This is a genomic window from Bradyrhizobium sp. STM 3843 (assembly GCF_000239815.1).
Lineage (GTDB): Bacteria > Pseudomonadota > Alphaproteobacteria > Rhizobiales > Xanthobacteraceae > Bradyrhizobium.
This window is the reverse complement of record NZ_CAFK01000053.1, coordinates 1-26,299: the sequence shown is the minus strand read 5'-3', so window position 1 is coordinate 26,299 and position 26,299 is coordinate 1. Positions and strand designations below refer to the sequence as shown.

General features: G+C 59.4%; 19 protein-coding genes and 1 pseudogene. 8 read left to right on the top strand and 12 right to left on the bottom strand.

The annotated features are described in order from the left end of the window. Positions 1–99: 99 nt before the first annotated feature. The gene (locus tag BRAS3843_RS07700) at positions 100–693 is read right to left on the bottom strand and encodes a helix-turn-helix transcriptional regulator (protein WP_244425158.1); all 594 of its coding nucleotides are present in this window, start codon (positions 691–693) and stop codon (positions 100–102) included. A gap of 376 nt (positions 694–1,069) precedes the next feature. Here BRAS3843_RS07700 and BRAS3843_RS07695 point away from each other — a divergent pair, with 376 nt between their 5' ends. After that, positions 1,070–2,227, top strand: a complete 1,158-nt coding sequence (locus tag BRAS3843_RS07695) for a hypothetical protein (RefSeq protein ID WP_008968238.1) — start codon at positions 1,070–1,072, stop codon at positions 2,225–2,227. Between the two features lie 362 nt (positions 2,228–2,589). Then, positions 2,590–3,009 (top strand): hypothetical protein, encoded by a 420-nt coding sequence (locus BRAS3843_RS07690; RefSeq protein ID WP_008968236.1) that lies wholly within the window; start codon positions 2,590–2,592, stop codon positions 3,007–3,009. 66 nt (positions 3,010–3,075) lie between these two features. Here the strand turns inward: BRAS3843_RS07690 and BRAS3843_RS07685 are convergent, their stop codons facing one another. Beyond that, positions 3,076–3,411 (bottom strand): cupin domain-containing protein, encoded by a 336-nt coding sequence (locus BRAS3843_RS07685; protein WP_008968235.1) that lies wholly within the window; start codon positions 3,409–3,411, stop codon positions 3,076–3,078. Between the two features lie 241 nt (positions 3,412–3,652). On the opposite strand from BRAS3843_RS07685, the gene BRAS3843_RS07680 reads away from it, so the two are divergent. After that, positions 3,653–5,764 (top strand): catalase, encoded by a 2,112-nt coding sequence (locus BRAS3843_RS07680; protein WP_008968234.1) that lies wholly within the window; start codon positions 3,653–3,655, stop codon positions 5,762–5,764. 28 nt (positions 5,765–5,792) lie between these two features. On the opposite strand, the gene BRAS3843_RS07675 is transcribed toward BRAS3843_RS07680, so the two are convergent. From BRAS3843_RS07675 to BRAS3843_RS07660, 4 genes are all read right to left on the bottom strand, one after another. Further along, entirely contained in the window at positions 5,793–6,494 is a 702-nt protein-coding gene (locus tag BRAS3843_RS07675; RefSeq protein WP_008968233.1) for an AprI/Inh family metalloprotease inhibitor, read from the bottom strand. Positions 6,495–6,658: 164 nt separating this feature from the next. Continuing rightward, positions 6,659–8,296, bottom strand: coding sequence for an indolepyruvate/phenylpyruvate decarboxylase (gene ipdC, locus BRAS3843_RS07670; RefSeq protein WP_008968232.1), 1,638 nt, complete (start codon positions 8,294–8,296; stop codon positions 6,659–6,661). Between the two features lie 112 nt (positions 8,297–8,408). Next, entirely contained in the window at positions 8,409–8,588 is a 180-nt protein-coding gene (locus BRAS3843_RS07665) for a hypothetical protein (protein ID WP_008968231.1), read from the bottom strand. An 88-nt stretch (positions 8,589–8,676) separates the two neighbouring features. Next, a complete protein-coding gene (locus BRAS3843_RS07660) occupies positions 8,677–10,071 on the bottom strand; it encodes an alpha-amylase family protein (protein WP_008968230.1) in 1,395 nt (464 codons plus the stop codon). 264 nt (positions 10,072–10,335) lie between these two features. Between BRAS3843_RS07660 and BRAS3843_RS07655 the strand changes: the two genes are divergently transcribed. Then, positions 10,336–10,902, top strand: a complete 567-nt coding sequence (locus BRAS3843_RS07655; protein WP_008968229.1) for a hypothetical protein — start codon at positions 10,336–10,338, stop codon at positions 10,900–10,902. A 269-nt stretch (positions 10,903–11,171) separates the two neighbouring features. Here BRAS3843_RS07655 and BRAS3843_RS41375 read toward each other — a convergent pair whose 3' ends face one another. After that, a complete protein-coding gene (locus BRAS3843_RS41375; protein WP_008968228.1) occupies positions 11,172–11,345 on the bottom strand; it encodes a hypothetical protein in 174 nt (57 codons plus the stop codon). Positions 11,346–12,636: 1,291 nt separating this feature from the next. Beyond that, positions 12,637–12,867 carry a hypothetical protein gene (locus BRAS3843_RS07650; RefSeq protein WP_008968226.1) on the bottom strand — a complete coding sequence of 77 codons (231 nt, stop codon included), beginning with the start codon at positions 12,865–12,867 and terminating at the stop codon, positions 12,637–12,639. 872 nt (positions 12,868–13,739) lie between these two features. On the opposite strand from BRAS3843_RS07650, the gene BRAS3843_RS07645 reads away from it, so the two are divergent. After that, positions 13,740–15,203 (top strand): undecaprenyl-phosphate glucose phosphotransferase, encoded by a 1,464-nt coding sequence (locus BRAS3843_RS07645; protein ID WP_083841339.1) that lies wholly within the window; start codon positions 13,740–13,742, stop codon positions 15,201–15,203. A gap of 575 nt (positions 15,204–15,778) precedes the next feature. Here BRAS3843_RS07645 and BRAS3843_RS07640 read toward each other — a convergent pair. Next, a complete protein-coding gene (locus BRAS3843_RS07640) occupies positions 15,779–16,381 on the bottom strand; it encodes a hypothetical protein (RefSeq protein ID WP_008968223.1) in 603 nt (200 codons plus the stop codon). Between the two features lie 669 nt (positions 16,382–17,050). On the opposite strand from BRAS3843_RS07640, the gene BRAS3843_RS39475 reads away from it, so the two are divergent. Both BRAS3843_RS39475 and BRAS3843_RS40585 read left to right on the top strand, forming a co-directional pair. Beyond that, positions 17,051–17,437, top strand: a complete 387-nt coding sequence (locus tag BRAS3843_RS39475; protein ID WP_083841338.1) for an H-NS histone family protein — start codon at positions 17,051–17,053, stop codon at positions 17,435–17,437. 400 nt (positions 17,438–17,837) lie between these two features. Continuing rightward, a complete protein-coding gene (locus tag BRAS3843_RS40585) occupies positions 17,838–18,137 on the top strand; it encodes a hypothetical protein (RefSeq protein WP_008968221.1) in 300 nt (99 codons plus the stop codon). A gap of 234 nt (positions 18,138–18,371) precedes the next feature. Here BRAS3843_RS40585 and BRAS3843_RS07630 read toward each other — a convergent pair whose 3' ends face one another. Continuing rightward, positions 18,372–20,513, bottom strand: coding sequence for a type I secretion system permease/ATPase (locus BRAS3843_RS07630; RefSeq protein WP_035981073.1), 2,142 nt, complete (start codon positions 20,511–20,513; stop codon positions 18,372–18,374). A gap of 287 nt (positions 20,514–20,800) precedes the next feature. Here BRAS3843_RS07630 and BRAS3843_RS07625 point away from each other — a divergent pair, with 287 nt between their 5' ends. Beyond that, positions 20,801–22,225 carry an HlyD family type I secretion periplasmic adaptor subunit gene (locus BRAS3843_RS07625; protein ID WP_008968218.1) on the top strand — a complete coding sequence of 475 codons (1,425 nt, stop codon included), beginning with the start codon at positions 20,801–20,803 and terminating at the stop codon, positions 22,223–22,225. 253 nt (positions 22,226–22,478) lie between these two features. Here BRAS3843_RS07625 and BRAS3843_RS39470 read toward each other — a convergent pair whose 3' ends face one another. Both BRAS3843_RS39470 and BRAS3843_RS07615 read right to left on the bottom strand, forming a co-directional pair. Beyond that, positions 22,479–24,626 (bottom strand): caspase family protein, encoded by a 2,148-nt coding sequence (locus BRAS3843_RS39470; protein ID WP_008968217.1) that lies wholly within the window; start codon positions 24,624–24,626, stop codon positions 22,479–22,481. A 120-nt stretch (positions 24,627–24,746) separates the two neighbouring features. Beyond that, positions 24,747–26,299, bottom strand: a pseudogene (locus BRAS3843_RS07615) (hypothetical protein); the annotation flags it as partial.

Genomic DNA, 26,299 nt, shown 5'->3' with positions numbered 1-26,299 from the left:
CCAAGGCTGCAGACCAGCCGCGAGCTTTTGCCACGGACGCTTGTGGCCTCGCTGGCGCGATGTGCCCCGGCCAAGTCGACGCGGTGCAGACGCCCTGTCTCAGTCCAGCGCCTGGAGCAGCGCAGCTCGAACCAGCTCGGCGGTATTGCGGGCGCCAAGCTTGCGCATCGCCTCAGCGCGATGGCTCTCGAACGTGCGTGGGCTGATCCTCATGCGCAAGGCGCCCTGCTTGTTGGAATAGCCCTCGCTGATGAGCTGCAACACCTCGCGTTCGCGCGGCGTCAGCGGCCTCTGCTGGCGGGCAACCGGGGCCGGGACGCTTGGCATCGAGGCGCCACCCGCTGCATTCTGATCCGCAGAGCGTGAGCGCCCCGTTGTCGAAGGCACATGAGAGCCCGAGATCTGGCGGACCAACGCACAAACCCGCTCTGTCTGCTCGACCGCATTGTCCACGATCGCCTGCAGATAGCGTCGCTCGGTGCGTGTCTGCGCGATCTTGTCACTCTGCTGCTTGATCTCGCCCATGTACAGCAAGAGAGCCATCAGCGAGCCGTTTAGCTGGCGCGCAAGCGCATCGCCGCTCGGCTCCGCGCCTGGCACGTGGGTCGGGGCGCCTGAATTGAAGTCCGAAGAATTTGGACTCTCCTCCAGAAGCCGATGGTCAGCGAGCTGTCGCCCAGGCACCGTCGGCATGGGTCGATCGTCGACAATGATCTTGCTCGGCTGTGACATGCCCGGGATTGTGTCCGAAAACATGCTTAACGAGCGTTAACTTCCCGATCCGTATTATTACGGGAATTTGAAATAAGCCTTTACAAAGCATGGGCAATTTTCTCGCCCTGGTTGCAGACGCATCCGTCCCCTCTCCGTGCGTTCATCACTTCCTAAGATAGACGTGGCCTTCTGCGCCTTGCGTGTCGCCCGCCGCCCGGTCCATCGGACCGCCAGAGCCCCGGCAATTTTCGTTTACTCGGTTTGATTAATCGAGTGCGAACAATTTTGTGTTTGCATCGGTCATTCTCGCCCCCGGTGCGAGCGAGCCAGGCGTTTCGCAGAAAACCAGACCTCAATGGGATCGATCGACAGGATCTGGGAATTCCTGCAGCGGCTATCGCCGCTGACGCGGAGCTGTTTGCTCAGCGAGCTCGAACGGCTCGAAATGAATGGCGTCGAGATGCCCGGCTCGGCCGACATCCAGGCGCGGCTGCGTGCTGAGTTCCGCAAGGACGGCACCACGCATCACCGGACCGCGAACCCATCCCGATATTTCTTCATGCCGATCGAGCAGTTGTTGATCGACGGCTCGCCCGAGCATGCCAATTCGGGGCGGATCGCGCGCTCATCGCTGGCGCCGATCTGGGAATGGATCAGCCGCGATCTGCTGCCGACCATGACTCGCGACTACAATGCCCAGATGAAGGATCTGATCGCGTCCGACCGGCAGCGCGAGATCCACAAGACCGCCAACGCTTTCCAGACCAAGGTGACGAAGTCCTTCGAGGGCGTGCTGGCGCGCCCCGATGGCCCGGACCAGGTCCGCGGCAAGCTCAAGGCCTATACGGCAGCCCGCTCCGTGTTCGAGGACGTGATCAAGCTGATGCAGGCCCTCCAGGCGCGCGACGAGCTGGCGAAATTCAACGATACGCTGCCGGAACGGGTCGTGGAGTTCGACGATCCCCAGGTCAAGAAGATGACCGTGCTGCTCGATGGCTTTCGAAAGAAGACGCCGGAGGCGGTGCCTTTTGCGCTCGCGCTCGTGGCCAAGCGATTGAAGGAACCCTGGCAGTTGCTGCGCCTCGCCACCAAGGCAGCCCGCAGCAAGAACGCCGCGGACGTCGCCGCGACGCCCTATGCAATTGCCGTATCGATGGTGCTGGACCAGCTCGAGGACAAGCGCCTGGCGCTTCGGATCGCCTTGAAGAACAACCGCGTGGTCGTTGCCAAGGAAATCCTGACCGACATCTACGACACCGAATACGCCATACAGGTGCGCCTCGATCGGCTTGAGGACTCCGATTGGGGCAGGCGGCTGCGGAGCATCATGCAAGCGATCGAGACCATGGTCGCAGCCGAAGTAAGCCGCTTCCCGCAGGAGGTCGGCCATGTGCTCGGGTCTCGCCGGCTCCGCAGCCATCGTTCGCTCGGCGGCCGATTGACTTATTTCGCTTACAAAGGCCGCGACGCAATCCAGGACGGCGCCGCCTTCTGCAAGCGGCTGATCGGCTGACGACCGCTCAACTTCGCCTCCAATCTCGAAGGCGTGAGACGCGATCATCCTTCACGCGGGCGCCGAAGCGCGACTATGGGCGTCGGCTGCGCCGCCCCAGAAACGTGTCCAGGAACCGTCCGGAGAACACGAATCTGAGCCACCAATAGGCCAGTCGTCGTGTCGTCATCAGGTCTTCCTTATCGCCGCGACCGGCGTGTCTCTTGATTATCGCACTGCGCAATGATCGCGTGTGAGTTGCTTCACATTTGCCGGAGAGAGGTCCTGTCAGCACCTTTGCGGTTTACAGGCCAACGCTCCACATCGATGATCGCGCGCGATCGGCGCCGAACGCCGTCAACGCTATGTGAAGAGAACACGACATGAGATCGACATCGGCATTGCTGACTGCCCTCGCCGTCCTGACATCGGCCGCCGTTTACAGTTCGGGCAGCATCGCTCAGACACCGCCGGCCAGCACGGCAACGCCGACGCCCGACAATGCCGTGCTGTTGACGGTCTTTCTCAAACACGATCAATCGCGCCCGCTGAGCGAGCTCAATGCGCAGCTCGAGAAGCAGGGCTTCTACAAGGCATTTCCGCCCGCGGGCGTGGAGGTAGTGAGCTGGTACGTGATGATGGGGATCGGCCAGGTCGTCACGTTGCGGCTGCCAGCGTCACGGCTGCGCGAGGTCAACCGGATTCTGGAAGACACCGCGTGGGGCTCGTATCGCACCGAATTTTATCCGACGTATGACTACAAGGCGGTCGGCCTTGCCTCGCACGAGAAGGCCGCGCAGTAGCGACATCGCACGGCAATCCGCAACCTCGCCTGCTGAACGGTCCGACCATCACTTAGATCTTCCAGCCTATTCGTCCCGGCCATGGACCTGCGCCGGCGGCGCGGTTGCTTCCAGCGCCGTGAACGGCTCCAGGATGCGATAGCTGTGCTCGGCTTGGGCCGGCACCAGCCAGGAATCACCGGGTCCGAGTTTGACGATCTGGCCTTCGAGGCTGAGCTCTGCACGTCCGGAGATCACGTAACCGACGGTTTCGTAGTCGCGGCGCACCGATTGCTTGGCCTGAGGCTGCTCCGCTTTCCACAGGCGCATCGCAACGCGCTTGCCCGAAGCGAGATAGATCTGCCCCATTGCCCCTTCAGGTGCGGTCTCCGCCGTCACCTTCTTGATCGTGCTGTCAGCCATGGCGCGCATCCCGGCAATGACGGATCCGACGCCTGCGAACGTTGGCGCGGAGCGTTCGTTCCAATATCCGATAGACCGGTCGAGCCGGCCGAGGGCCCTTGTTTTGGGGCGGGCTTTTTTTGACCCAATAATGACCGTTCTTGCTGTCCGCGCGTTGGCCAGGGTCATTGCCGGGACGTAGCGAACGACACCCTCGTTGCTGGCTTGCGATCACCCCTCATACGACACGGAAGGTCCTTGTATGGCCGGTTCCAACTCCGATACGTTTCAATCAGCCCGCATGGCCGACGCCGAGATTCGGCGCGGCACCGGCGGTGAGACCCACCAGACCGCAGGACATGGTGTTCCATCTCTCACTACGCAGCAGGGAGTTCCTGTTGCCGACGATCAGAACAGCCTCAAGTCAGGTCCGCGCGGCCCGACCCTGCTGGAGGACTTCCACTTTCGCGAGAAGATCTTCCACTTCGACCATGAGCGCATCCCGGAACGCGTGGTACATGCGCGCGGCTTCGGCGCCCACGGCTTCTTCGAAAGCTATGAATCCCTTGCCCATATCACCAAGGCCGATATCTTCCAGCGTGCCGGCGAGCAGACTCCGGCCTTCGTGCGTTTCTCGACGGTCGCAGGTAACAAGGGCTCGTCCGATCTCGCCCGCGACGTGCGCGGCTTCGCGGTGAAGCTCTATACCAAGCAGGGCAATTGGGACATTGTCGGCAACAACATCCCGGTGTTCTTCATCCAGGATGCGATCAAGTTTCCCGATCTGGTCCACGCCGTGAAGCAGGAGCCTGATCGCGGCTTCCCGCAGGCCCAGACCGCGCACGATAATTTCTGGGACTTCATCTCGCTGATGCCGGAATCGATCAACATGGCCCTGTGGATCATGTCAGATCGCACTATCCCGCGCTCGTTCCGCTTCATGGAAGGCTTTGGCGTGCACACCTTTCGCCTGATCAATGCGGAAGGCAAATCGACTTTCGTGAAATTTCATTGGAAGCCGAAGCTCGGCATGCAGTCGGTGGTCTGGAACGAGGCAGTGAAGCTGAATGGCGCCGACCCGGACTATCACCGTCGTGATCTGTGGGACGCGATCCAGTCAGGCGATTTTCCGGAATGGGAGCTCGGCCTGCAATTGTTCGACGACAAGTTCGCCGACGAATTCGAGTTCGACATTCTCGACGCGACCAAAATCATTCCTGAGGAGCGCGTTCCGGTGCGGCGGGTCGGTCGCCTGGTGCTCAACCGCACGGTGGACAATTTCTTCGCGGAGACCGAGCAGGTCGCCTTCCATACCGCGAACATCGTGCCCGGTATCGACTTCACCAATGATCCGCTGCTGCAGGGGCGCAACTTCTCCTATCTCGACACCCAGCTGAAACGGCTCGGCAGCCCGAATTTCACGCATCTGCCGGTCAATGCGCCGAAATGTCCGTTTCACCACTTTCAGCAGGACGGGCACATGGCGCTCTACAACCCCAAGGGTCGCGCCAATTACGAGCCGAACTCCTGGGGCAACAATAGCGGCGGACCCCGCGAAGTGCCCGATGTCGGCTTCCGCTCTTTCGCGGCCGAGGACTCCGGTGTCAAACGGCGTGTGCGCGCCGAACTGTTTGCCGATCATTACAGCCAGGCGCGGCAGTTCTATCTGAGCCAGACCGAGATCGAACAAACCCACATCAAGAACGCCTTCGTCTTCGAGCTCAGCAAGGTGGAGACGCCAGCGATCCGCGCACGCGTGGTGTCGCACCTCGTCAATGTCGACAATGTCCTGGCGCAAGGCGTCGCGAACGGGCTCGGCATCGAACTGCCGCCCGCCACCGAGCCGGCGCGCAAGGTGATCAACGATCTGCCGTCCTCACCTGCTCTCAGCATCGTCAAGAACGGCCCCAGCAGCTTCAAGGGCCGCAAGCTCGGCATTCTCGTCAGCGACGGCGCCGATGCGAGCCTGCTCTCTGCGCTGGAGCACGCGGTGATCGGGCAAGGTGGCATGATCGAGCTGGTCGCGCCAACGGTCGGCGGCTTCAAGGCTTCCGATGGCCAAGTGCGGCCCGCCAAGCAGAAGGTGAATGGCGGCCCATCGGTCCTCTACGACGCGGTGGCCCTGGTGTTATCCGATCGGGGCGCGCAGCTCCTGAGCCAGGAGGCCACCGCGCGCGACTTCGTCGCCGACGCCTTTGCACATGCCAAGTTCATCGCCGCCACCGCCGCCGCCAAGCCGCTGCTCGACAAGGCCGGCGTGACGTTCGATGCCGGTTGCAGGGTGTTGCAGAGTCCTGCAGATGCGCAAGGCTTCGTCAAACAATGCGGCGAGCTGCGCTACTGGGCACGCGAGCCCAAGGTGCAGGTGGTGTAGCCAACGCGGCGCACAGCTCGGCGGCTCGTCAGTTACGCACCGGCCGGCCGAGCATGACGGTGTTGTCGTCCTGCTTCCGCAAGGAGTTCGGATCCAGCGCGATGTAGCGCTGGACCATTTTGCCGGCCTGATCCAGAAGCAGAAGATCCTGTCCTTCTTTTTTCCACGCTGCCAGTTGCAGCGCGGCGATCTCGGCGCGGCACCCGGGCTGCAGCGCCACGGTGCCGGCGTCGCCGGACGCTCCTTTCTTCAGAACCAACACGCACGCATTGGCCGACTTCACACTCATGGTCCAGGTGCCGGCCGCGTCGTACGGCTTCTGCGACATCAGCACATCGCCATCGCGCCATTCACGCAGATAACGGTTGCCGCCATTGGCCTCGGAGAACACGAACCGGTTCTTGGCCGCCTCGAGCTCTTCATCCTCCTGAAACGTGACGACCGGCGTACCGGCTTCACTCAGGAACAGAATCAGATCGCCACGCGGCTGCCATGCGGTCACGGACTGCAAGCCTAGGCGCTGACGACACTCTTCTGTCAGGTCCAGCGCCTGCCCCTTGCCTATCGGGTCGGTCTTCAAGCGGATGATGCAGTCGGCGGGACGACCATCATCGGTGGCGAGAAGATAGCGACCGGCAAGCTTGCGCGGCGCGGCGTCCTTGGCCTGTGCGGGGTGAGTAACGCCGACAACCATCGCCAGGGCTGCGGCAATAACGAATGGCAGCTTCATCAAATGTCCCCTCAACACACGAACACGGCCCGTGAAAGAGCCTTGCGCCCATTGGACGTTGCAGGAGGCAGATCGGTTCATGCGAGGCGCAGGAATGCCGAAGCTTGCTCACAATCGCCAATCGATGCATTCAGCCGGTCGGGGAACACACCGCGATGCGTCGTTCAGCTCTTCGCCATCCGCTCACGCGCCGATTTGAAGCCCGCGACAAAGCGCGCCAGGGTATCTGAGGTCTTGCCCCGCGGCAGCATCACTTCGATCAGCGAGAACTGGCCGCGCCGTGCCACGGCGCGATCAAGCGCCGCAGCAAGTTCGCCGCGCGTCGTCACCCGCTCGCCGGTCCCGCCGATCGCATTGGCGACCTCGGCGAAATGCCAGTCGTCGAGATTGTTGAAGCGCGATTCCGGCTGGAACACGCGCAACATCTCCCAACTGCAATTATTGAACAGCACGACGATCGGATCGAGGCCGTAGCGGCGGCAATTGCCGAGCTCCCAGCCGGTCATCTGGAACGCGCCATCGCCGACCAGGATCAGCGGCCGCAGGCCGGTCGCGGCGACGCCGAAGCCGGCCGGCACGCCAAAGCCCATGCCGGCATAATAGCCCGGTGCGGCCAGCGCAGTGTTGTCGATCTCCATCGCCGTGAACAGACAATCGCCGATATCCGATGTCATCGGCATCTTGCCATGGCGATCGAACATGTCGTTGATCGCGGTCGCGACATCGGACGGCGCGAGCGGCTGATCGTCCTGCGGCAAACCGCGTGGATAGGTCGAGCGCTGCCGCGGCATGCCGGCGCGCGGGGGCTGCGGCACGGCCCGGCTCTCCAGAGCGCCGATCAGATCGGAGAGCGGCATGTCGCGATAGACATGATGGCCGATCTGCACCTCGCGGCTCGAGGCCATGATCGTCCGCCGCGGGTCGGGCGCCCGGTTCGACAACGCGAAATTGGTGTCCGACAGAATGACCCCGAGCATGAGCACGAGATCGGCCTCTTCCACCACGCGCGAGATCGAAGGATCGCCGGCGGCCCCGAGATAGGTGCCGGCAACAACATCGTCGGCCTGATCCAGCAGGCCCCGGCCCATGAAGGTCGTGACCAGCGGGACGTTGAGCTTACGCGCCAGTGCGGCGATCCTGTCCTCGACGCCATAGCGACGGATTTCGACGTCGACGACGATGACGGGCGCCGACGCGTGTTGGAGGCGGCCGAGGATCTCCTCGACGCATTCGCGGAGCGCCTCAGCATCGGCCCGCCGCGGCGGCAGCGCCACGACCGGTTCGACCTCGGCATCGACCATGTCGCGGGGAAATTCGAGATAGACCGGCAGCGACATCTCCCTGGCGTTACGCAATACGCGCGCAATCTGCGCCGGAGCGGTAGCCGGATCACTCAGCACCGCCTGATCGCAGGTGATCTCCTTGAACACGGCAAGCTGCGTGTCGATTGTGCGCGCCTGGTGATGCAGCAGGAAGCCGGAGACTCGCTCGCGTGCGCCGGGCGCGCCGGCGATCACCACGACCGGCGAGCGCTCGGCATAGGCGCCGGCGATCGAGTTGACCAGGTTGAAGGCGCCGGCACCGTAGGTCACCACGGCCACGCCGAGGCCGCCATGGTAGCGCGCGGCGGCATCGGCGGCGAAGCCCACTGCCGGCTCATGGCTCAAGGTAAAGCTCGGCAGGATGTTGCTCTCCTCGATCACCTTGAACAGCGGCAGCACGAAATCACCGGGAATACCGAAAATTTCGCGAGCGCCGTGTTCCCTTAGGGCGGCGAGAAGCGCATGGGCAAGAGCTGGCATCGGATGTCCTAGATAGGGCTCGCTGCGATGGTTCGTCGTTACACAATGCGGCAGCCGGTGCCAACGCACAAGGAGCGGCGCTGGCGGTGATGCCGACCAAGGCCGACTTCGCTCAATTGCGGCCAGTCGACACGTTCTGCGATCGCTGGGCGTGCAGTTCGGGACTGTGGGCTCCGGTGACGGAGAGCGCGAACCGCGCGGCAAGGGTCGCGACCATGCCGAGCTTCATCATCACCGTTCTGCGGTTGGCGATTGGCAAGAACAGGAAGACAAAAAGGGCAAGCACGAGCACCAGGTCGAAAGCATCGAATATGGCTCACCTCCTCCGTGGCGGAGAAGATGCGGCCGAACCGCGGCAACGACTGTGGATCGCATCACATTCAGCATGGCGCGAGAATGCCGAAGCCGTGCGCGGGAATGACGATATTCGTCACCTGATCCTTGCGATGGACTGCGAGTTCGCCTGCGATGCTTTGGGCAGCCGCCGGAACGGTTCGCGTCACCGGGGCATCCGAGACGTTCACGGCCGTCCAAAGTCGAGAACTGCCGCAGGACGCCTCAATGACGACGTCCGTATTGTGCAATTCGACCATTCGGCTTCGCGCGCGATGCAGCCACGGATGGCGCCGCCGCAACCCGATCAGGAGCTGATGCAGCCGGTAGACAGGCCAGCCGAACGGGGCGAGGCCATCGGGCGCTGCCGGAAACGCGGGGCGGATCGCATCGTCACCGCCGGCGCGATGCTCCTTGATGCCGCGGAACGCCTGCTCGTCGCCGGCATAGATGGAAGGCGTGCCCGCAATCGTCATCAGAATGGCCAAGGCATGCGCCAGATGGCGCTCGTCCTTCAACTGGCTCGCGATCCGCGTCACGTCGTGATTACCGATGAAGGTCTGCGGCACGAAGCTATCGAGCAGCGCGTTGTGCCGCTCCAGCGCCCAGGCGAGCTCGAAGAAGTTGCGATCGTTCAGCGCGCTCCAGATCGCCTTCCATAATTCATATTGCGTGACGGCATCGACGCCGGTCTCGCGCACGAAGCCGGCATAGTCGCCATGGATCACTTCGCCGAAAATGTACGCGTCGGGGTGCCTGGCGCGGACCAAAGGCAGCACCTTGTGCCAGAACGATCGCGGAACGGCATAGGCGGCATCCAGCCGCCACCCATCGGCACCCCGGTCGAGCCAATGATTCATGACGCCGGTGACATAGTCGGCGACCTCGGGCGCATCATGGTTGAGCGCGACGAGCTGGGCGTGGCCTTCGAAGGTCGCGTAATCGGGCTCCGACATCCCGGCGGAGTTCGCCGGCCATGCCAGTCGAAACCAGGCGGCGTCATTGGTATTGGCGCGGCTCGCGATCGCGCGTTGAAAGCGTGGGAAGTCGCGTCCGACATGATTGAAGACGCCGTCGAGCACGACCCGCAGGCCCTTGGCGTGGGCAGCCGCAATCAGCGCGTTGAAGTCCTCCTCCTCGCCAAGCCGTGGGTCGATCCGGAAATGATCGATCGTGTCATAACCGTGGGTGGAGGACGCGAAGATCGGCGCCAGCAGAAGCGCGGATGCGCCGAGCTCGACGGCATAATCGAGCCAGCCGATCAGACGGCGCAAGCGGTGCGTAACGATGGCATCCGCCGTAAGCTGAGGCTCGGCACCGACGAACCCCAAAGGATAGATGTGCCAGAACACGCTTCGCTCGACCCAGCCAGGCAATGCCTCACCTCCTTGCGACTTGGTATCGATCGTCGCCTCATACAGCAGCAATTCTCCTCTGAGCACGCAACCTATCGCTTAAGGTCTGGCCAGGAGCCACCGAAGACAGAGTCGATTTCAATCGAACTTCACATGCTATCTCAACGAGATCCGACACCCGAAGGCTACCAAGCCAGCTTGCCCGCGTGGTGACGGATTTAGCGTCTGGGCGAGTGAACTCGCATCGGGATCCCGCCGGCATTGAGCTTGACGCGTTACTCTTTATATCCCTATTTAATGATCATCGAACTTAATCCGTTTTTGCCTAAACATTTCTTCTAAGAGCCGCATATGGCAAGCGCATTCCAAACAATTGTCGACTTCTACGTTAGGAATGGAAACAGCAAGGCCATTCAGGACTCGCTGGCGCATCGGCGAAAACTGACCAGCGATCTGAAATCGATCTCCAACGCCGATCGACATCTTCCGCTGCTCGAGGAGTTAACGGAAGAGATCGGGTTGCTGGAAGTAGGCTTGAAACGCCTGGAGGGACTGGCCGAGGCGGTCCCTGTTCCAAATATCACTCAGCCTCCTGTTCAAGATTCTCCTCCTCAAAATGAAGTAAAGCTTGTCGGCTTGGAGGTGTCCGCCTCGACCACCAGCCCGCACGTCGCGAAAGACCAGCATGAAGCATCCCCGACTCGTAAGCCAGTCGAGGTGCTAGCCGTTCGTGTGTCGGGAGCGCGCCCTCAGCAGACAATCGGGACGGCCGCTTTGGAAGGCGAGCTTCAAGCGCGGTCGACGCCAATTCAAATTGTCGGGTTGACGGTCGGCGATGCATCCCCCGGCTCCGACCATCAAAGTGATAAACAGGTCGGCAGCAACGAAAAGAATGATCTTCCGGGCGACTCGACCTGAGCCATCGAGATAAGTCAGGAAAACTGACGCACCAGCGTCATTCGACTGAACAATGCAAAATCTCAGATCATGAACCCGCCTGAGCGAGCGTAGATCTGTCTTGGGCCGGCCATCACCCGCAAGTCTGGCCGAGGTAGAACTCCGGCCCCAGCAAATACGATCTTGACAACTGGTCGTCTTCCGAACACGCAAACTGGGAAGGAGCGTCGAGGCTTCGGCCCGTTGCCAAGCTTGCAGCAGCACGACGCGCCAGATTTCAGGCAGAAGATCTAGTGCAGGACGACCGGAAGCCCCATTCCTCGGGCGACCAAATTCGACGCATTCCTGATCTCGTCCTTGGCCATTTGTTCGATATCACGCTCGGCCTCACGTACCGCGGCCCGCAATTGAATCAATTCACGAAAGCATTGGGCGAGCTGTTGATTCGTCAATAACTTTGGCATCCGATCTCTATCCGTTTTTTTGTTTGCGGCGGCCGAGGTCTCGCGGAGACAGAAGCTCCATGATCCTCACATTTAATAGCACACGCATTATCAGGCGCATTATGAACTGCTTCACTATCACCGCCCCGGCGCACACGCTTCTGGTTTCGCCTGGCGAATCCATCGACATCTGCGGGCGTCGACTTCTAACACAGAGAGGCGGCCTGAAGGCTAGTTAACCAGTAGACGACGCCCGTACGATCGACACAGATCTGCTCTCGCCGAGGGCTGTTTTCGGCCGTGACTACCTAACGACGCAGATCGTTTGCCCAGCACTGGCAGGAAGCTGCACATCGAACACGCCAACATCCAGATTTGACGCGTTGCCCGATCGGCGGGAGCCAAAGGACCGGCTGTAAGGGAAGATTTAATGCGAAAAAGGTAATATAATGCAGCCAACATCCCAGCATCGCGAAGCACGGATCAGGTGGGCCAGGAGCAGCCGCGAGATCGCATAGGGTGCTTGCATCAGAATGTCCAAGACATCCTTGGGTCCGACAACGGCTAGCGCTGATCGCGGCAAACGATATAGTGCGAGCCTGATTCAGCAGTTGCCGGGGCAAGTGCGGAAGCGTCCTGCGGCCGGCCGTATTCTGACAGGAATGTCTTCATGAAACTCCTTTCCGCTGTTGCGCTTGTCCTCGGCCTTTCGGTCATTCCCCTTTCACAGTCCGCCGCCGTTGACCTGGGCCCGGGCTTCTTGGGGACCCTTCCCGTCTATTCGGGCGATTATCCTTATTATGATGGAGCATACCCGCCCAATCCGCTCTTCGCGCCTTACGGATATTATGCCTGCCGTGGGGGGTGCTGCCGCAAGGCAGTGCCAGTGGGCCGGCATTGGCGAAACGTAATTGCGTGCAGCCCAGTCCATTTTTCGCGGTCGAGGATAGATTGAACCATCTCGGGTGGCGGTCTCGGCTGTCTTATAGTCGAGCTTCCAACCGCACCGCTGCTGGTCGAAGCAACCGGCCCATCGGCACCGGCAAGCTGATCCTCGTTGCTCGCGGGCACCGAATGCTGATGTCGTGAGGCAAGGTGAGTTGCTCGCAAGCGGCAAAGCTGAAGAGCAGGGCCGCGGCCAGCTTAAATCACAGGGAGATGAACCTGGGCATCCACCGATGCCTGGGCCGTTCATTGTTCTGTGGGCATTTTACTGCCCGCGGTGTCAGGTGAGCGGGATTGATATCCCGGCTCGTTCGCCATGCGCGACCTCGAGGCCCTGCCTCGGCTGGCCCCTTGATGGCCATGTAGGTCATGACTTCATCGCCAGGCTGCGTCGTCTAGATGAGCCCATGTTGGGAGAGAGAGGCTCATGTCCTGCGGTGAGCGCAATGCGACCACATTGAGCGATCCGCAACTCGCGGCGCAGCCGCTTGATCTCGAGAAACTGGGCGGCCAAGTCCGGAGCCTTATCCTGCTCCAGGACCTTAAGTTCGTCACTCTGGTGGGCCAGTCTTATCTGCAGCGAGCGCCGGTTTTCCATTTTTTGGCATCTCCTAAAAACTGTCGCATTCCTGCATCGGGCGTGCCAACTGCTATTGCATCATTTTGTTGCAACCAAGCTCCTATTGACACGACCCGATCGGCCTTTCGCCCGCACGGGCCGTTCTAGATGTTTTATTATGGGACACGCTGGCCATTCGGGATGTATGACGTCTAAACCGTCTTGGTGTCATGCGCACAACAGGGCCATCTCCGGCGAGATTTCCAGCCCGCGGCTCATGCGAGTTGCCCGAGCAAGCGCCTGCCCTCGCCCCTGCAAAGCTGCTCCGCTCCCCCGAGACATCGATTCGCCGCCATCCGATGAATAAAATGTCGCCAGGAAAACCCAACGGGTTAACCACAACGGGTTAACCAAACGGGTTCATGGCGCGGCTCACCGTGGCGAGGGCATCACTTGCCCACGCACGCCGGATGAAGGCCAACATTGACCCGAGCGCGAGACAAACCTTCCGATCGAGGCGGCGCCGCCCGAGTTGCAACAACGAAAGGAGGCCAAGGTTTTTTGGAGTTTTTCCGCGGTCCACAATTCTGAAAAGAAGACCGATTAAACTGCGTGGCTTGGGCCGGATAGAGATCCACACTCGCGTCCAGGCTTTAACCCAGCCTTATCTTGTCATCCTGGATTCAACGGCTTGCCGCCGATCCCGGCGTCAAAAATGACCTCGCGGTATTTTAGAGCTTGCAAGGGCCGATACCGTACCAAAGGTCAAGCTTCAGGCATCATCGCCTTAAAAATTGATATTGCGCCACACAAATCGCCATCGTATATTGTTTTAGTTAACGGATATTTAAATCGACGATTTGAACTCAATTTCTCGCTGGATCGAAATTAAATAGGCGGTGGCGGCGGCTATGTCGATTAAATCTGATGTTAATGAACAGACTGCGCACTATGCATATTCGGTTAGCCCGAACTCGAAGGCGCTCTCATCCGGCCTTGTATCTTATGGACTACTAAGCTGCGACGCGACCGTCATTTTCGTATCGGCTCTCATTGGCGGCGTGGGCTATCAATTTCTGGCCGGAAACTCCGGTTCCGAATATGTGCTTGAAAGCGGCGTCGGGTTGCTCGCCAGCATATTGTACGTTCTTAGAATGCATGGAAGCGGCCATTATGATTTTCAGGAAATTGCCAAGCCGAGAGTTGAGCTCAAGGAAATACTTGTTTGCTGGTTTAGCACCGGCCTGCTCCTTGCGTTCATTGCGTTTCTTCTGAAAATCAGCGTCGTTTACTCACGCGGTGCTTTTATTATCTTCGGCTCTCTCGCAGCCGTTGGGCTGCTTCTGAGCCGGAAGGCTGCAAAAGAGGCGATCGCACGTGCCGTTGAACGAGGCGCGATAGGTGGGCGCGACACTGTCTTGATCGGCGATTTCGCCGAAATGGCTGCTTTGACCCCGGCCGATTTACTGGTTCTCTGCGGCGCTACCGAGGTAAATCGATTTATTCTGGGGGTCGAACGGGATATCTCGGAGCGGTCCCTGCTGGATACGCAGGTCATCAGTGCCGCATCTCAATTCGTGCGGAAACATAACTGCCGGCAGGTTCTCATCGCGCTGCCGTGGAACGACATTGATCGCATAGAGCTGGTCAAGAACCAGATGAAATTGCTTCCGGTTGCATCTCAGTTGCTGCCGGATCTGCGAATCCGATCGTTGACCAGCCTTACCTCGTCCGCGCAGCGAGGAGCTCTCGTCGTCGAGATTCAGAGGGCTCCGCTGTCAGAATGGCAGCGCCTCGTGAAGCGCGGGATGGACGTCGTATTTTCCTCTCTCGCGATCGTGTTTTTCCTGCCGATCATGTTTCTCGCGGCGGCGGCTATCAAGCTCGGAAGTCCCGGGCCCGTGATCTTTCGACAGCTGCGGCGGGGATTTAACGGCAAGGAGTTTGTTATTTACAAATTCCGCACAATGACCGTGCAGGAAAACGGCTCGCACGTCGTTCAGGCAACTCGCAACGATATGAGGGTGACGGGCGTCGGGCGACTGCTTAGAGCAGCTAGCATCGATGAGTTGCCGCAACTCTTCAACGTGGTCAAAGGCGACATGTCGCTGGTGGGACCGAGACCCCATGCTCTTGCGCACGATAGTTACTTCGAAACTGTCCTGAGTGATTATGCTGTCAGGCACCACGTCAAGCCGGGCATCACCGGCTGGGCTCAATGCAACGGCGCAAGGGGCGAAACGCCGACGGTCCAACATATCGCAAAGCGCGTGAAGCTCGACCTTTGGTACATCAATAATTGGAGCATTTGGCTCGACCTGTTTATTCTCATCAAGACCGTGTTCGAGGTCTTGCGGAAACGGAACGCCTATTGAAGTGGACTTTCGGCCGAATGCCTGAGCGGCGCGCCGGAGCGAAGTCCTGTGAAGTTCGCCGAGGTGTCGACTCTCCCACCGAGAGGGCAGGATTTGACCCCGCGCTCGATGTCTTTCAGGAACGACGCAGAATTTGTTTGACTGGAAAACGGCGGGTCTTGAATTGATTTGTCCTGACCCGCAATCCATCTATTCCACGATGAGCTGCCGCTCGCTCGTTATGAGCTACCGTCAGCAGCATGAGCTTGTTGGATAAACCACAACTTGTTGCCGGGTGCCCCTGCACCAACAATTCCTCTTTGTCACCCCTAACCGTCAGGACGCGTCAGCTGGAGAAGTTCCGCGATACGCGATGATGATGATCAAGACGTGCCGCAAGTACACCAGGCGGCCGACGAAATCCGTCAACCCGCGTGGTCAGCTCGGACGGTCACGACCCCGCAAACGACGCCGAAGCGACGGACAGAATGAAGCTGATCGAGGCCGGCATCCACCACTGAGGCCTCAGCCAGCCGGGGTCTTATGCCACTCTGCTTACGACCGCAGCAAAATGAGGATGCCTCGAATACTCTTGCCTACGCTAAGGCCGACAAAGCGGTGACTTTCTTGCGCCGCTGATACCAGGCAAAGACGCCGGCTATGGCGAGAGTCGATGCCACCAGTGAAATACTCGAAGGAATCGGGGTCGCGGCCACGGTCGAGCCATCTGAGAATATGTTCAGATTTCCAAATCCAAGTGGAAGGCCATCTGTGCCCAGAAGACCAGCGATCGTAAGTTGGCTCACGATCTCCATCGTAACCGCTCCGCTCGGAGCGGGAACGAACACTGGTCCAGCACCGATTCCGTGCGAGCTCGTGTACATATTATAGGAGAGATAATTTAGTTCGTTGTAGGATTTCAGGATCTGGCCGGTACTATCGTAAAACTTGACTACAAAATTGTCAGTATAGGAACTATAGCAGGTGGCACAGATTGACGGGTCGCGAACTCCGAGCGTGCTGATATTTATCGATAATCTTGAGGTGTCGGAGCCAATCTGAAAAAAATTATCCGAATAGCCGTCGGGAAGTTGACCGGAATAAGTCGCAGCCGCCACTGGGGCGCTGGCTTGGAGGAGCACCACCCCGGCCGTCATTGCGGCGAGTAAGGTTCTTTGGAATGGGAACGCCAAAATCATCGCCAGCTCCAATACTCGCAATCTCTGCACACAACCGACCACATAAATCCTATTTTAAGACTTTAATGTGGAGCGTACCGCAAAGCAATGGTCTCTAGCGGGCGGCCGCCCTACAGTTAATCTCGGAATACTCCAGTGATCGTCGGAACAGAGGCTCATCGCCCTCCCGTTTACATCTGTATTATCAAGCCATATGCCAATTAATCGCATATGCGGCGGGCGAAACTATACATACGGAACGCTCGTCACTTTTGCCCTGCTCTGATCGTTACCAGTGCAGGCTCCGCGCCTGCTTCAGAATACTCGTCCTGCTATGCATCATTCGGACCTGGAATGCCCGGGTCGTTATCGAAATCCAAACTTTCTGTTTTTGATTGCCGTCGCGCGGGACGCCCAATTGCTGCGCCTATCTCGGTTGGGAAGCAGCAGCTGTCGTTCAATTGATTTCGTATCGCTAGAGCCCACTTTTGAACGGGCCAGCCCGCCAAATTCGCTATCGCGACCAAATTAAATATGTTTCCCATGCCGAAGCCTAATGACGAGATGTGCAGCTCGGCTAAGCAGAGGAATTCACTGACCTAAGTAGCAGCAATTGCGACATTCTACTAGAAATCGGATAAAATAGGGCTATTATTGTTCCGATTCCAAGAACCGACCGAAAGTTGCGGGATGGTTAGAAAATTAAATCTCGATGCCATGTCGGTCGATGAGATATGGCAGCTTCACGAAACAGTTATTGAAGTTCTTGCAGCGAGGCTAACCGCCGAGAAGCATGCGCTGGAAAAACGGCTGGCTCAATTGCACCGTGACAAGGACTGGTCCCTTCTTAATTCCGACGAGGCTCCTCTTTCACCAGGCGGGAACGGGACTCACGAGGCACGCAAATATTCGAAGGTCTCGCCCAAATACCGCAATCCGAATGAGCCAACCGAGACATGGTCCGGTCGAGGCAAACGCCCCCGTTGGTTGACGGCCGCCCTCCGCACGGGCCACAAAATTGAGGATTTTGTGATCGGCGCGGGTGAGCCAGAGAACGGCCCCCCTCAGAGCACCTAGCGCATACTTGCAATCCTACGCTCCGGCGATCGGCCAATGAATTGGCGTGCTGAGGTTTGGCGCGCCCAACCTCTTGATCCCATTTTCTTTTTCGCGATCTAGCCCTGACGCACCATCTCGCATCACGGGATCAATTTCGCGCAATAGTTGTGTTGCGTTGGAATCGACCTTAACGGTATTCTAACGGACTATCTTTCGCGCTGCCACGTAATTACCTGAATTGGGTACGATCTGGTCAGAAGTTGGTGGCGTCTGTGGAAACGGTTGGCACACCCTATTGGCCAGTCTCGCGTTCGAGCGGCGGCTGACTTCAAAGGTTGTTAACTTGCCGGTGGGAACCTGTTCTTGAGCGGGCAAAATTCTGTCTTAGGACAGGCCCGCTTCAAGGGAGATGCTAGCAATGACAATGACAGCCGTCATTTTCTGTCTTTTGCTCGGCGCGTTGCTGGCGCAGCGATACACCGTGCTGGCAATCCTGCCTGCCACACCCGTGGTCGTCATCGGCCTGGGAAGCGCGGGTATGACGACGGCAACCACCGGCTTCTGGTCATTGCTCACAATAGTGATCGTCGCAGCCGTCAGCATTCAAATCGGTTACTTCGTGGGACTGGCGTGCGCACATTGCCGGGCGTTGTGGATCTCAAATAAGCTACCGGCCTACACTGCCCATCCGACATCGACCCAGAACTCAGCTCGATAAGGCCTCCGGACTGGCCTCGTAACCAGGTCCTATTCCGCCATATCCTCCGCCACTCGGTCGCAGCCAATCGCGGACCGCGGTCCTGAGAACCGACAGCTGCTCCCCGAGAAAATCTTCCTTAGCAGGTCGAATTCCTATCGCTCGGTTCCGCGCCGGGGGACGATGCGGGCGCCGGAACCATGCGATTGAAAGTCGCCGGCGGCCCACAAAGCTGTTCTTCGGCAAGAAACCGACCTATTTGACCTCATGAATGTCGGACTGAACGCGGTGCAAGCTCGCATACCGCCCGCCGCGCCTGATCAGATCCTCATGCGTCCCGTCCTCAACCAGCTTGCCGCGGTCGATCGTTATGATTCGGTTGCTTCGCCGAACGGTCGATAAGCGGTGAGCAATCACAATGACCGTACGTCCCTGCGCAATGCGCTGCATATTGTCCTGAATGATGCGTTCGCTCTCGTAGTCGAGCGCACTTGTCGCCTCGTCAAAGATCAAGATGCGAGGATTGGTGACCAGCGCCCGGGCAATGGCAACGCGCTGACGCTGCCCGCCTGAAAGGCTGGCGCCGCGCTCGCCGACCACGGTGTCATACCCTTCCGGCAGTTCGAGAATGAAGTCGTGAGCTCCCGCAAGCTTGGCGGCTTCGACCACCTGCTCGATCGGCATCGCCGGATCGGCAAGCGCGATGTTCTCCCTGATCGAGCGATTGAACAGAACGTTTTCCTGCAACACCGCGCCGATTTGCCGGCGCAGCCATGCGGTATCGACCATCGCGAGATCTACGCCGTCGATAAGAACCCTGCCGCGCTCCGGAACATAGAGCCGTTGGATCAACTTGGCGACGGTGCTCTTGCCGGACCCAGATGCGCCAACGACGCCTATGACCTGCCCGGCCGAAACACTGAAGCTGACGTCACGCAATATCTCCGGGCCGTCGATCCGATACCGAAACCACACGTGGTCGAAAGTAATATCCCCTCTTATCGCCGGCAGCGCGGCACGGGCCGGGTTGAACTTGGGCTCGGGAGCCGTATTCAGGATGTCGCCAAGCCGCTCCACCGAGATCTTTGCCTGGTGAAAGTCCTGCCAGATCTGGGCGAGCCGGAGCACTGGCTGGGTGACCCGGCCGGCCAGCATGTTGAAGGCGACGAGTTCTCCGACGCTCAACCCTCCCGCAATCACCTGCTTGGCCCCGAAGTACAAAACGGCGGCCATCACGACCTTATTGACGAATTGAACGCTGTTGCTTGCCGTGTTTCCCAGTCGCAGGACCCGGAAACTGGAAGCCACATAGCCGGCCAGTTGCTCTTCCCAACGGCGCTGCATCTGAGGCTCGATGGCCATCGCCTTGAGAGTCTCGACGCCACCGATGCTCTCGACCAGAAAGGCCTGGTTTTCAGCACCGCGCTTGAACTTTTCGTCCAGCAGCTGCCTGAACCCTGGAGCCGCTCCCGCAGAAATCGCGATGTAAAACGGAAACCCCGCAAGTACGACACCGGTCAAGAGCGGCGAATAGGCAAACATGACGCCGAGGAAGACCAGCGTAAAAAGGAGATCGATGACCAGCGTCAAGGCCGAACTGGTCAGGAAATTTCGAATATTCTCCAACTCGCGTACCCGCGCGACCGAATCGCCGACGCGACGCGTCTGGAAATAGGATATCGGCAGTGCCAACAGATGCTGAAACAGCCGGGCGCCCAGTTCGACATCGATGCGGTTCGTCGTATGGGAGAATAGATAAGTCCGCAGAATGGACAGAATAGTCTCAAATACTGCGATACCAATCAGCCCGATCGTCAACACATCGAGCGTGCTTACGCTCCGATGGACCAGGACCTTGTCGATCACGACCTGAAAAAACAGGGGCGAGACGAGAGCGAACACCTGAAGAAAGAAAGACGCGAGCAGCACTTCTCCGAAATGCCGACGGTATTTGTGTATCGCATCCAGAAACCACGTGATGTCGAAGCGGCGGGACAACTCCATCAAGCCGGCGCGCTTGGTCATCAAGACAACGCGCCCCGTCCAGATCTGCTCCAGCTCTTCCTTCGCCATCAGTGCAGGACGGGGGGTCTTCGTCGACTGCACCATGATCTTGTCTTGCCCGAACTTTCCGAGAATCAGAAAGTCGCCGTCCCGCAAAACCGCAATGGCCGGCAGTGGCGTCGTTGCCAGTCGCGCCCAGCTGGTTTTCATCTCCCGCGATTTTAATCCGAACTCCTTGGCGCAACGGATCATGTCGGAGACGCCAATTTCGGCCGCTCCGCAATGATGGCGGATTTGCGACGGATCAGCTCCAACCCCGTGAAAGCGCAACAGCATCACCAATGCTGTAAGGCCCGGATCGCTTAGCCCTGTAGACTCCGGATCAGCCGTCATCGACAGCGCCTCTCCTGAAATTGCAGACAACGATCTCCAGTCGCAGTATGCTTATACTTCATAATGCGTTAGCTATAATTTAATGGCAGATTTTTCGCCACCGTTTTCGGCCTCTGGATTGGAAAACACGAACTCCAACTGGGGACCGTCATCGGCAGCGGCCATTAAATGGCCCGCAAGTCCATCTAAACTCGACGGAAAGATACATTCGATTATTCACATATTGAGGGGCATCATTGTCAGAGCGAACCAATCGGCGCGCGCGTTCTACGGTCGGCGGGGCTTTCATGAGACCGGAGCTGAAGATCATCCCATTTCCGACGCGCCAGGTGCTGCCTCGGGAACGGGAGGAGTTCGCCTTTCTGCCGGCCGCGTTGGAGATCGTCGAGACACCGCCTTCGCCGACAGGCAGGACGATTGGAGCAACGTTGATTGCACTTTTCGTGACGGCGCTGATCTGGGCGAGCTTTAGTCAAGTCGACGTTGTGGCGACCGCATCAGGCAAGGTGATCCCGACGGGTCGCAGCAAGGTGATCCAGCCGCTCGAGGCCGGGGTCGTGCGGGCGATACGGGTCAGCGACGGGCAGACCGTCAAGGCGGGCGACGTTCTGGTCGAGCTTGATCCGACGATGATCCAGGGCGAAGTCAGTCACTTGCAGAGCGACCTGCTTGCGGCCCAGCTTGATATCGCCCGTCTGCGCGCCGCCCTGACCGACACCGACGATCCCGTATCCGCATTCCAACCACCCAAGGAAGCAGAGGCGTCCCTGGTCGCGATGCAGCGCCAGTTCTTGATCGCCCAGATCTCCGAGCACCGCTCCAAGATCGCGGCCCTCGACGGCCAGCGGGCTCAGAAGGAGGCGGAGCTTGCGACGATCTCCGCTACGATCGAAAAACTCAACGCGGTTATTCCGACGATTGAAGAACGGGTCAATATCCGCAAATCGCTGAACGAATATGGCTCCAGGTTGCAATACTACGAGGTGCTGCAGCAGCTGACCGAGAGCCAGCAGGAACGCATGGTGCAGAAGAGCCATGTGAAGGAGATCCAGGCTTCGATTGCAGCGATCATCGAGACTCGTGCACAAACCGTCGGAGAATATCGACGGACTCTGTTTGGGGAATTGGCTGAAGCCGAGCGGAAAGCTGGAGGTCTCACCGCCGACCTATCAAAGGCCGAACAGCGCTTAAAGCTTCAAGAGCTGACCGCTCCCGTTTCGGGCGTCGTGCAACAGCTGGCAGTGCATACGCTGGGAGGCGTGGTAACCCCAGCCCAGACTCTGATGGTGATCGTCCCCAGCGACAGTCCGCTGGAGATCGAGGCCATGGTGAGCAACCGCGATATCGGATTTGTACACGTCGGTGACGACGTCGAGATCAAGGTCGATACGTTCGATTTCACCCGTTACGGGCTGCTTCACGGGAAGGTGCGCACCATTTCGTCCGATTCCATCGCGAGAGAAACGACCGACAAGCAAAATGACAAGGTTGCAGGCTCCCCCGAGGCAACGAGCGAACCTTCCGGGCAGCAGCTGACCTATGCGGCACGAATTTCCGTGAGCAGCCAGGAGATCCAGGTCGAGGACCGAACAGTGCGCCTTTCGCCGGGCATGGCCATTACGGCAGAGATCAAGACCGGATCCCGAAGGATCATCGGCTATCTCTTGTCGCCGGTGATGAAATATCGGCAGGAAAGCTTCCGCGAGCGATGATCGAAGGACGGACCGCGGCTGTGCGCAATCCTTACAGACGTCGCGGGAGCATACCGAGTTCGCCGGAAGATCAACGTTGGACTGATCCAATCCTACAGCGCCAAGACCGCAAGACACGGCCCATTTCGCAGTCATTCCGGGGCGCTGCGACAGCATCGAACTAGGGCGCGCAATTGCGCGCCTGAGAATATTGAGTTTCAGGGTTCAGCCCTGACGGCCGCCCTGGAACAACGTCGGTTTTGACACAGCAACACTAATCCGACGGCGGTAAAGAATCGGGCTTTTCGGGAGCTGGCTCCGTTTCTGAAGGAGCCTCCGGCGTAAGTTTCTTCGCTGGCGCTCCCTTTGTTTTGCTCATCCGGGTAACGGGCCGTCCGGTCGAAACACCATCGGCGGCAACCGCACCACTGTTGACGGACGGTGATACACCCGTCCTGGCGGGGAGTGGCCCCGTCCGGTTCATCGGCTTCACGCCAGCCCTGGAAGCGAGCGGTTGGGTGGAAGGCGGCTTGGCACCGGCGGACGGCGCGACATCACCAACCGCTCCTGCTGCGGAGGCGCCGCCATCCGCGTTCCGCGTCGTCGGACGAACTGCAGCAACTCCGCGTTTGCTGGCTCGCGGATTTGGCAGCGGATTGATTCCAGGAGAGCGCATCTGGTTTGGCGCAGCCGGTGCCAATGTCTGTTCGTTGACGCTTGCGCCCAGTGTTTGCCCTGCCGGACGATTCCAGGCGGGACCCCCGTTGAGCAGCGACGGCGCCGATTGCGAGGTTGTTTGCTGCAACCCCTGTGGCGCGGCGGCGCCCAACGTATCTGCGGATGGCGTTAGCGATTGGTAACGCAGCCCGCCGCCGGTCCACGGGCCGGGCGCCGCCGTTGGGTCTGCGAGCTCTCCCACGGCATTACCGATGCTGGCAGCCGTTCTGCCGGACGAGTCCAATGGCACAGGCTGGCTGGCAAGCGGTACGGCGCTTGTCAAATATCCCACGTCAGTCGCGGTCGATTGCGGCGTGCGCGGCTGCTCAACCTTTTTCGAACGCAGCGGCGTCGCGACAGCAGGTAGAGTCAAGCTCGAAATCGATGCTGGTGCCACGACGGGCAGATCATGGCTCCCGATTGGAGCAGCCGGTGCGGACAGCCGGCGCAGCTCCGAAGCTGAGGCACTTAGAAAATAATCCGGTAATGGCCCTAGAGGCTCAAAGGCAAAGGCCGGATCGCCGAAGCTCAGCGGGGCCCGTTCGACATACTCAACTTCGTCCGGCAGCGGAGCTGGAATGTCACACCCCGTTGTGGCGAACTTCGAAGGCGCTGTAGGGCCAGCTCCTGCACGCGCCAGGATCCGCCGAGCATCAGGCCCGTGCGGACCGTGTGGATACCTCTCCAAATACATCCAATACGCGTTCGGCGTATTCTCCCGGATGCTACAGCGCCAAGTGAGGATCTCGCGTCGCGCGGAAAGGAGCGCGCGGACGCGCCTTGTCATCGGATCTTTCCAATATTCGGCGAGAAACTCGGAATAGCCATCAAAAGTGTCGCGCATAAGCGCGGTTAGATAGGCATCGCCTGGCGAGAGTGCGCGCATAGGTCGGGTTCGGAACGAACGGGTCAGTTCGGGCCGATCAGTCCGCAGCTGTGCGTCAGAAGGACGTTCCGCAAACACGAACGAATCCTGTAGCCTCGACACATGCCAAGGCACTTGGCTGCCGTTGGTCGCTTCGGTGACCCTCAATCTCACGCGGGCAAACAGATCTTCCGGCTCCAGTCCTCCCTGACGAATCATCTCGGTCAAGGCAATCGCGTACGCACCAAAGCCAGCTTTGTCGTCAGGGGCGATCGTGCCGGGCGCCGCATTGAGCGCGACCAGCGAATTGGCTTCCGGTTCTATCCAAGCGAAGCCGCCCGCCGGTGGCCCATCAGAGATGGAAAACGGACTTCTTCGCGCCGCATCCAGGATAATGAACGCCGCCTTCGGTCCTGCTTCAACGAGCGATCTAAGCAGTCCGGATAGCTGAAGCGCGTCGCGGCGAATGTCTGATGCCTGGCCGGGAGCGGCATCGACGGGAATCAAATAATTGTCGCCCTCGAGCTGCAGCGCGAGGCCGGAAAAGTAGACCAGGACGACGGTCCCAGGCCCCGCCCCTCTGACCTTCTCACGAAAGTCCCCGAAGGCCCGCCGCAGAGGATCCGCTTCGAGATCGCGACTTCCGGTCACTTCGAAGCCGACGGATCGCAGAGTTTCGGCGACCAGAGCAGCATCATTGGCAGGAGTGGCAAGCGGCCCGGCTTTGTAAGCGGCATTGCCGATGACGAGAGCCAACCGACGCTCTGCCGCGCTTGCGCCCGCGGCCAGCGGCACCAGCAGAAGCAACGCGAATAGGGTCCGGAAAATGCGGACTTTCACTGCCTGACGCCCCTGAGCAACGTGAACTGAGCAGCCTTCATAGTACGAAAACCACAAAGTCTGAAGGCTTTGGCAGGGTCCGGTTCCTGCCTGCTCAAAGCCAGCCGATGCAGGGCGTCGTCAGACAGGGGCGTGCTGTTGGGGCGCCGTGAACACTGCCAACTGGGGTGGCATGGGGAGATGATCCGAACCGAACATCGAGCTGTTGTCGATGCTGGACGATGTGCTCGAGAAGTCCGAAGCCATATATTGGGAGAACAGAGCTATCTGCTGATCCAGGCTGCTGGTCTGCTGCGACGCCAACGGCGGATCGACGACAGAAGTACCTCCGTGACCGTCGCTTGATGCAGTGAAGTTCGCCAGAGAGTAGCTGCCCAGCAGATCTACATTGGCGGTGTGGACGCCGTCACTCACCGTCAGCGTGCCGGGAGAATTATTACCTGAATATGCAAGCGAGGCACTGCTGCCTGCGCTGATATCCTTGAAGTCGATCACATCACCGATTGCGAGCTGACCGCCAATCGTCCCCGTAAACGTCGCGGAGTGGTCGACGATGAGCGTGCCGGTAGACCCGCCGAACACAATCTGCCCCGAGAAGCTTCCGGTCAGCTCCATCGTTTGCCCAGCCGGAATGGTAATGACTCCATCACCATTGAGATCCTGCTGGAAGAGAGGCTCATAGGACGCGACAGCGGCGCTGCTTGCCGATACGCCGTTGATCAGGTCCTTAACGTAGTTGCCGCTGCTATCGACATTCCAGATGATGTATTGGCCCGTGCTGCTGTTCTTCCACGCAACATCGTAACCGCCCGACAGCGCTTCTGCGCCGATCGCTGCCCAGGCTCCGAATTCGCCGGAGTAGACTGGAGCACCTTGATACATCAATTCGGGGCCGCTATTGCCGCCGACTGGCACCATAAAGTAGTTACTGCCGACCTGCAGCAGGCCTGTCGCACCTGATGTCTCGATATTCGTACCAGCGAGACCGATAGTGCCGTCGCCATTCAGATCCTGATGGAAAATTGTCTCGTAAGTCTCCAAGACCGCGTTGGTTGCCGACGCGCCGCTAAGCAGATCCTTGACGTAGTTGCCGTTGCCGTCGACGCCCCAGATGAGGTACTGACCCGATGCGGTGTTCTTCCAAGCAATATCGTACCCACCGCCGGACACGGCTTCCGCAGCGATCGTCGCCCACGCACCAAATTCGCCGGAGAAGACCGGACTGCGCTGATACATCAGTTCGGGGCCGCTATTGCCGCCCGCCGGTACCATGAAGTAGTTGCTTCCAACCTGCAGCAGACTTATTGCGCCTGAGGATTCGATGCTTGTGCCGGCGAGCCCGATCGTACCGTCGCCGTTGAGATCCTGGTGAAAAATCGTCTCGTAAGTCTCTAAGACAGCGCTGGTTGCCGACGCGCCACTAAGCAGATCCTTGACGTAGTTGCCGTTGCCGTCGACGCTCCAGATGAGGTACTGACCCGAGGTTGTGTTCTTCCAAGCAATATCGTACCCGCCACCGGACACTGCTTCCGCGCCGATCGGTGTCCACGCGCCGAATTCGCCGGAGAAGACCGGACTGCGCTGATACATCAGTTCGGGGCCGCTATTGGCGCCGGCTGATACCATGAAATAGTTGCTTCCGACCTGCAGCAGGCTTGTTGTGCCTGATGATT

What these genes read in the sequence shown, in the direction of transcription:
- BRAS3843_RS07700 (WP_244425158.1), bottom strand. Translation starts at nt 693, where the DNA reads ATGCCGACGGTGCCTGGGCGACAGCTCGCTGACCATCGGCTTCTGGAG.
- BRAS3843_RS07695 (WP_008968238.1), top strand. Translation starts at nt 1,070, where the DNA reads ATGGGATCGATCGACAGGATCTGGGAATTCCTGCAGCGGCTATCGCCG.
- BRAS3843_RS07690 (WP_008968236.1), top strand. Translation starts at nt 2,590, where the DNA reads ATGAGATCGACATCGGCATTGCTGACTGCCCTCGCCGTCCTGACATCG.
- BRAS3843_RS07685 (WP_008968235.1), bottom strand. Translation starts at nt 3,411, where the DNA reads ATGGCTGACAGCACGATCAAGAAGGTGACGGCGGAGACCGCACCTGAA.
- BRAS3843_RS07680 (WP_008968234.1), top strand. Translation starts at nt 3,653, where the DNA reads ATGGCCGGTTCCAACTCCGATACGTTTCAATCAGCCCGCATGGCCGAC.
- BRAS3843_RS07675 (WP_008968233.1), bottom strand. Translation starts at nt 6,494, where the DNA reads ATGAAGCTGCCATTCGTTATTGCCGCAGCCCTGGCGATGGTTGTCGGC.
- ipdC (WP_008968232.1), bottom strand. Translation starts at nt 8,296, where the DNA reads ATGCCAGCTCTTGCCCATGCGCTTCTCGCCGCCCTAAGGGAACACGGC.
- BRAS3843_RS07655 (WP_008968229.1), top strand. Translation starts at nt 10,336, where the DNA reads ATGGCAAGCGCATTCCAAACAATTGTCGACTTCTACGTTAGGAATGGA.
- BRAS3843_RS41375 (WP_008968228.1), bottom strand. Translation starts at nt 11,345, where the DNA reads ATGCCAAAGTTATTGACGAATCAACAGCTCGCCCAATGCTTTCGTGAA.
- BRAS3843_RS07650 (WP_008968226.1), bottom strand. Translation starts at nt 12,867, where the DNA reads ATGGAAAACCGGCGCTCGCTGCAGATAAGACTGGCCCACCAGAGTGAC.
- BRAS3843_RS07645 (WP_083841339.1), top strand. Translation starts at nt 13,740, where the DNA reads ATGTCGATTAAATCTGATGTTAATGAACAGACTGCGCACTATGCATAT.
- BRAS3843_RS07640 (WP_008968223.1), bottom strand. Translation starts at nt 16,381, where the DNA reads ATGATTTTGGCGTTCCCATTCCAAAGAACCTTACTCGCCGCAATGACG.
- BRAS3843_RS39475 (WP_083841338.1), top strand. Translation starts at nt 17,051, where the DNA reads ATGGTTAGAAAATTAAATCTCGATGCCATGTCGGTCGATGAGATATGG.
- BRAS3843_RS40585 (WP_008968221.1), top strand. Translation starts at nt 17,838, where the DNA reads ATGACAATGACAGCCGTCATTTTCTGTCTTTTGCTCGGCGCGTTGCTG.
- BRAS3843_RS07630 (WP_035981073.1), bottom strand. Translation starts at nt 20,513, where the DNA reads ATGACGGCTGATCCGGAGTCTACAGGGCTAAGCGATCCGGGCCTTACA.
- BRAS3843_RS07625 (WP_008968218.1), top strand. Translation starts at nt 20,801, where the DNA reads ATGAGACCGGAGCTGAAGATCATCCCATTTCCGACGCGCCAGGTGCTG.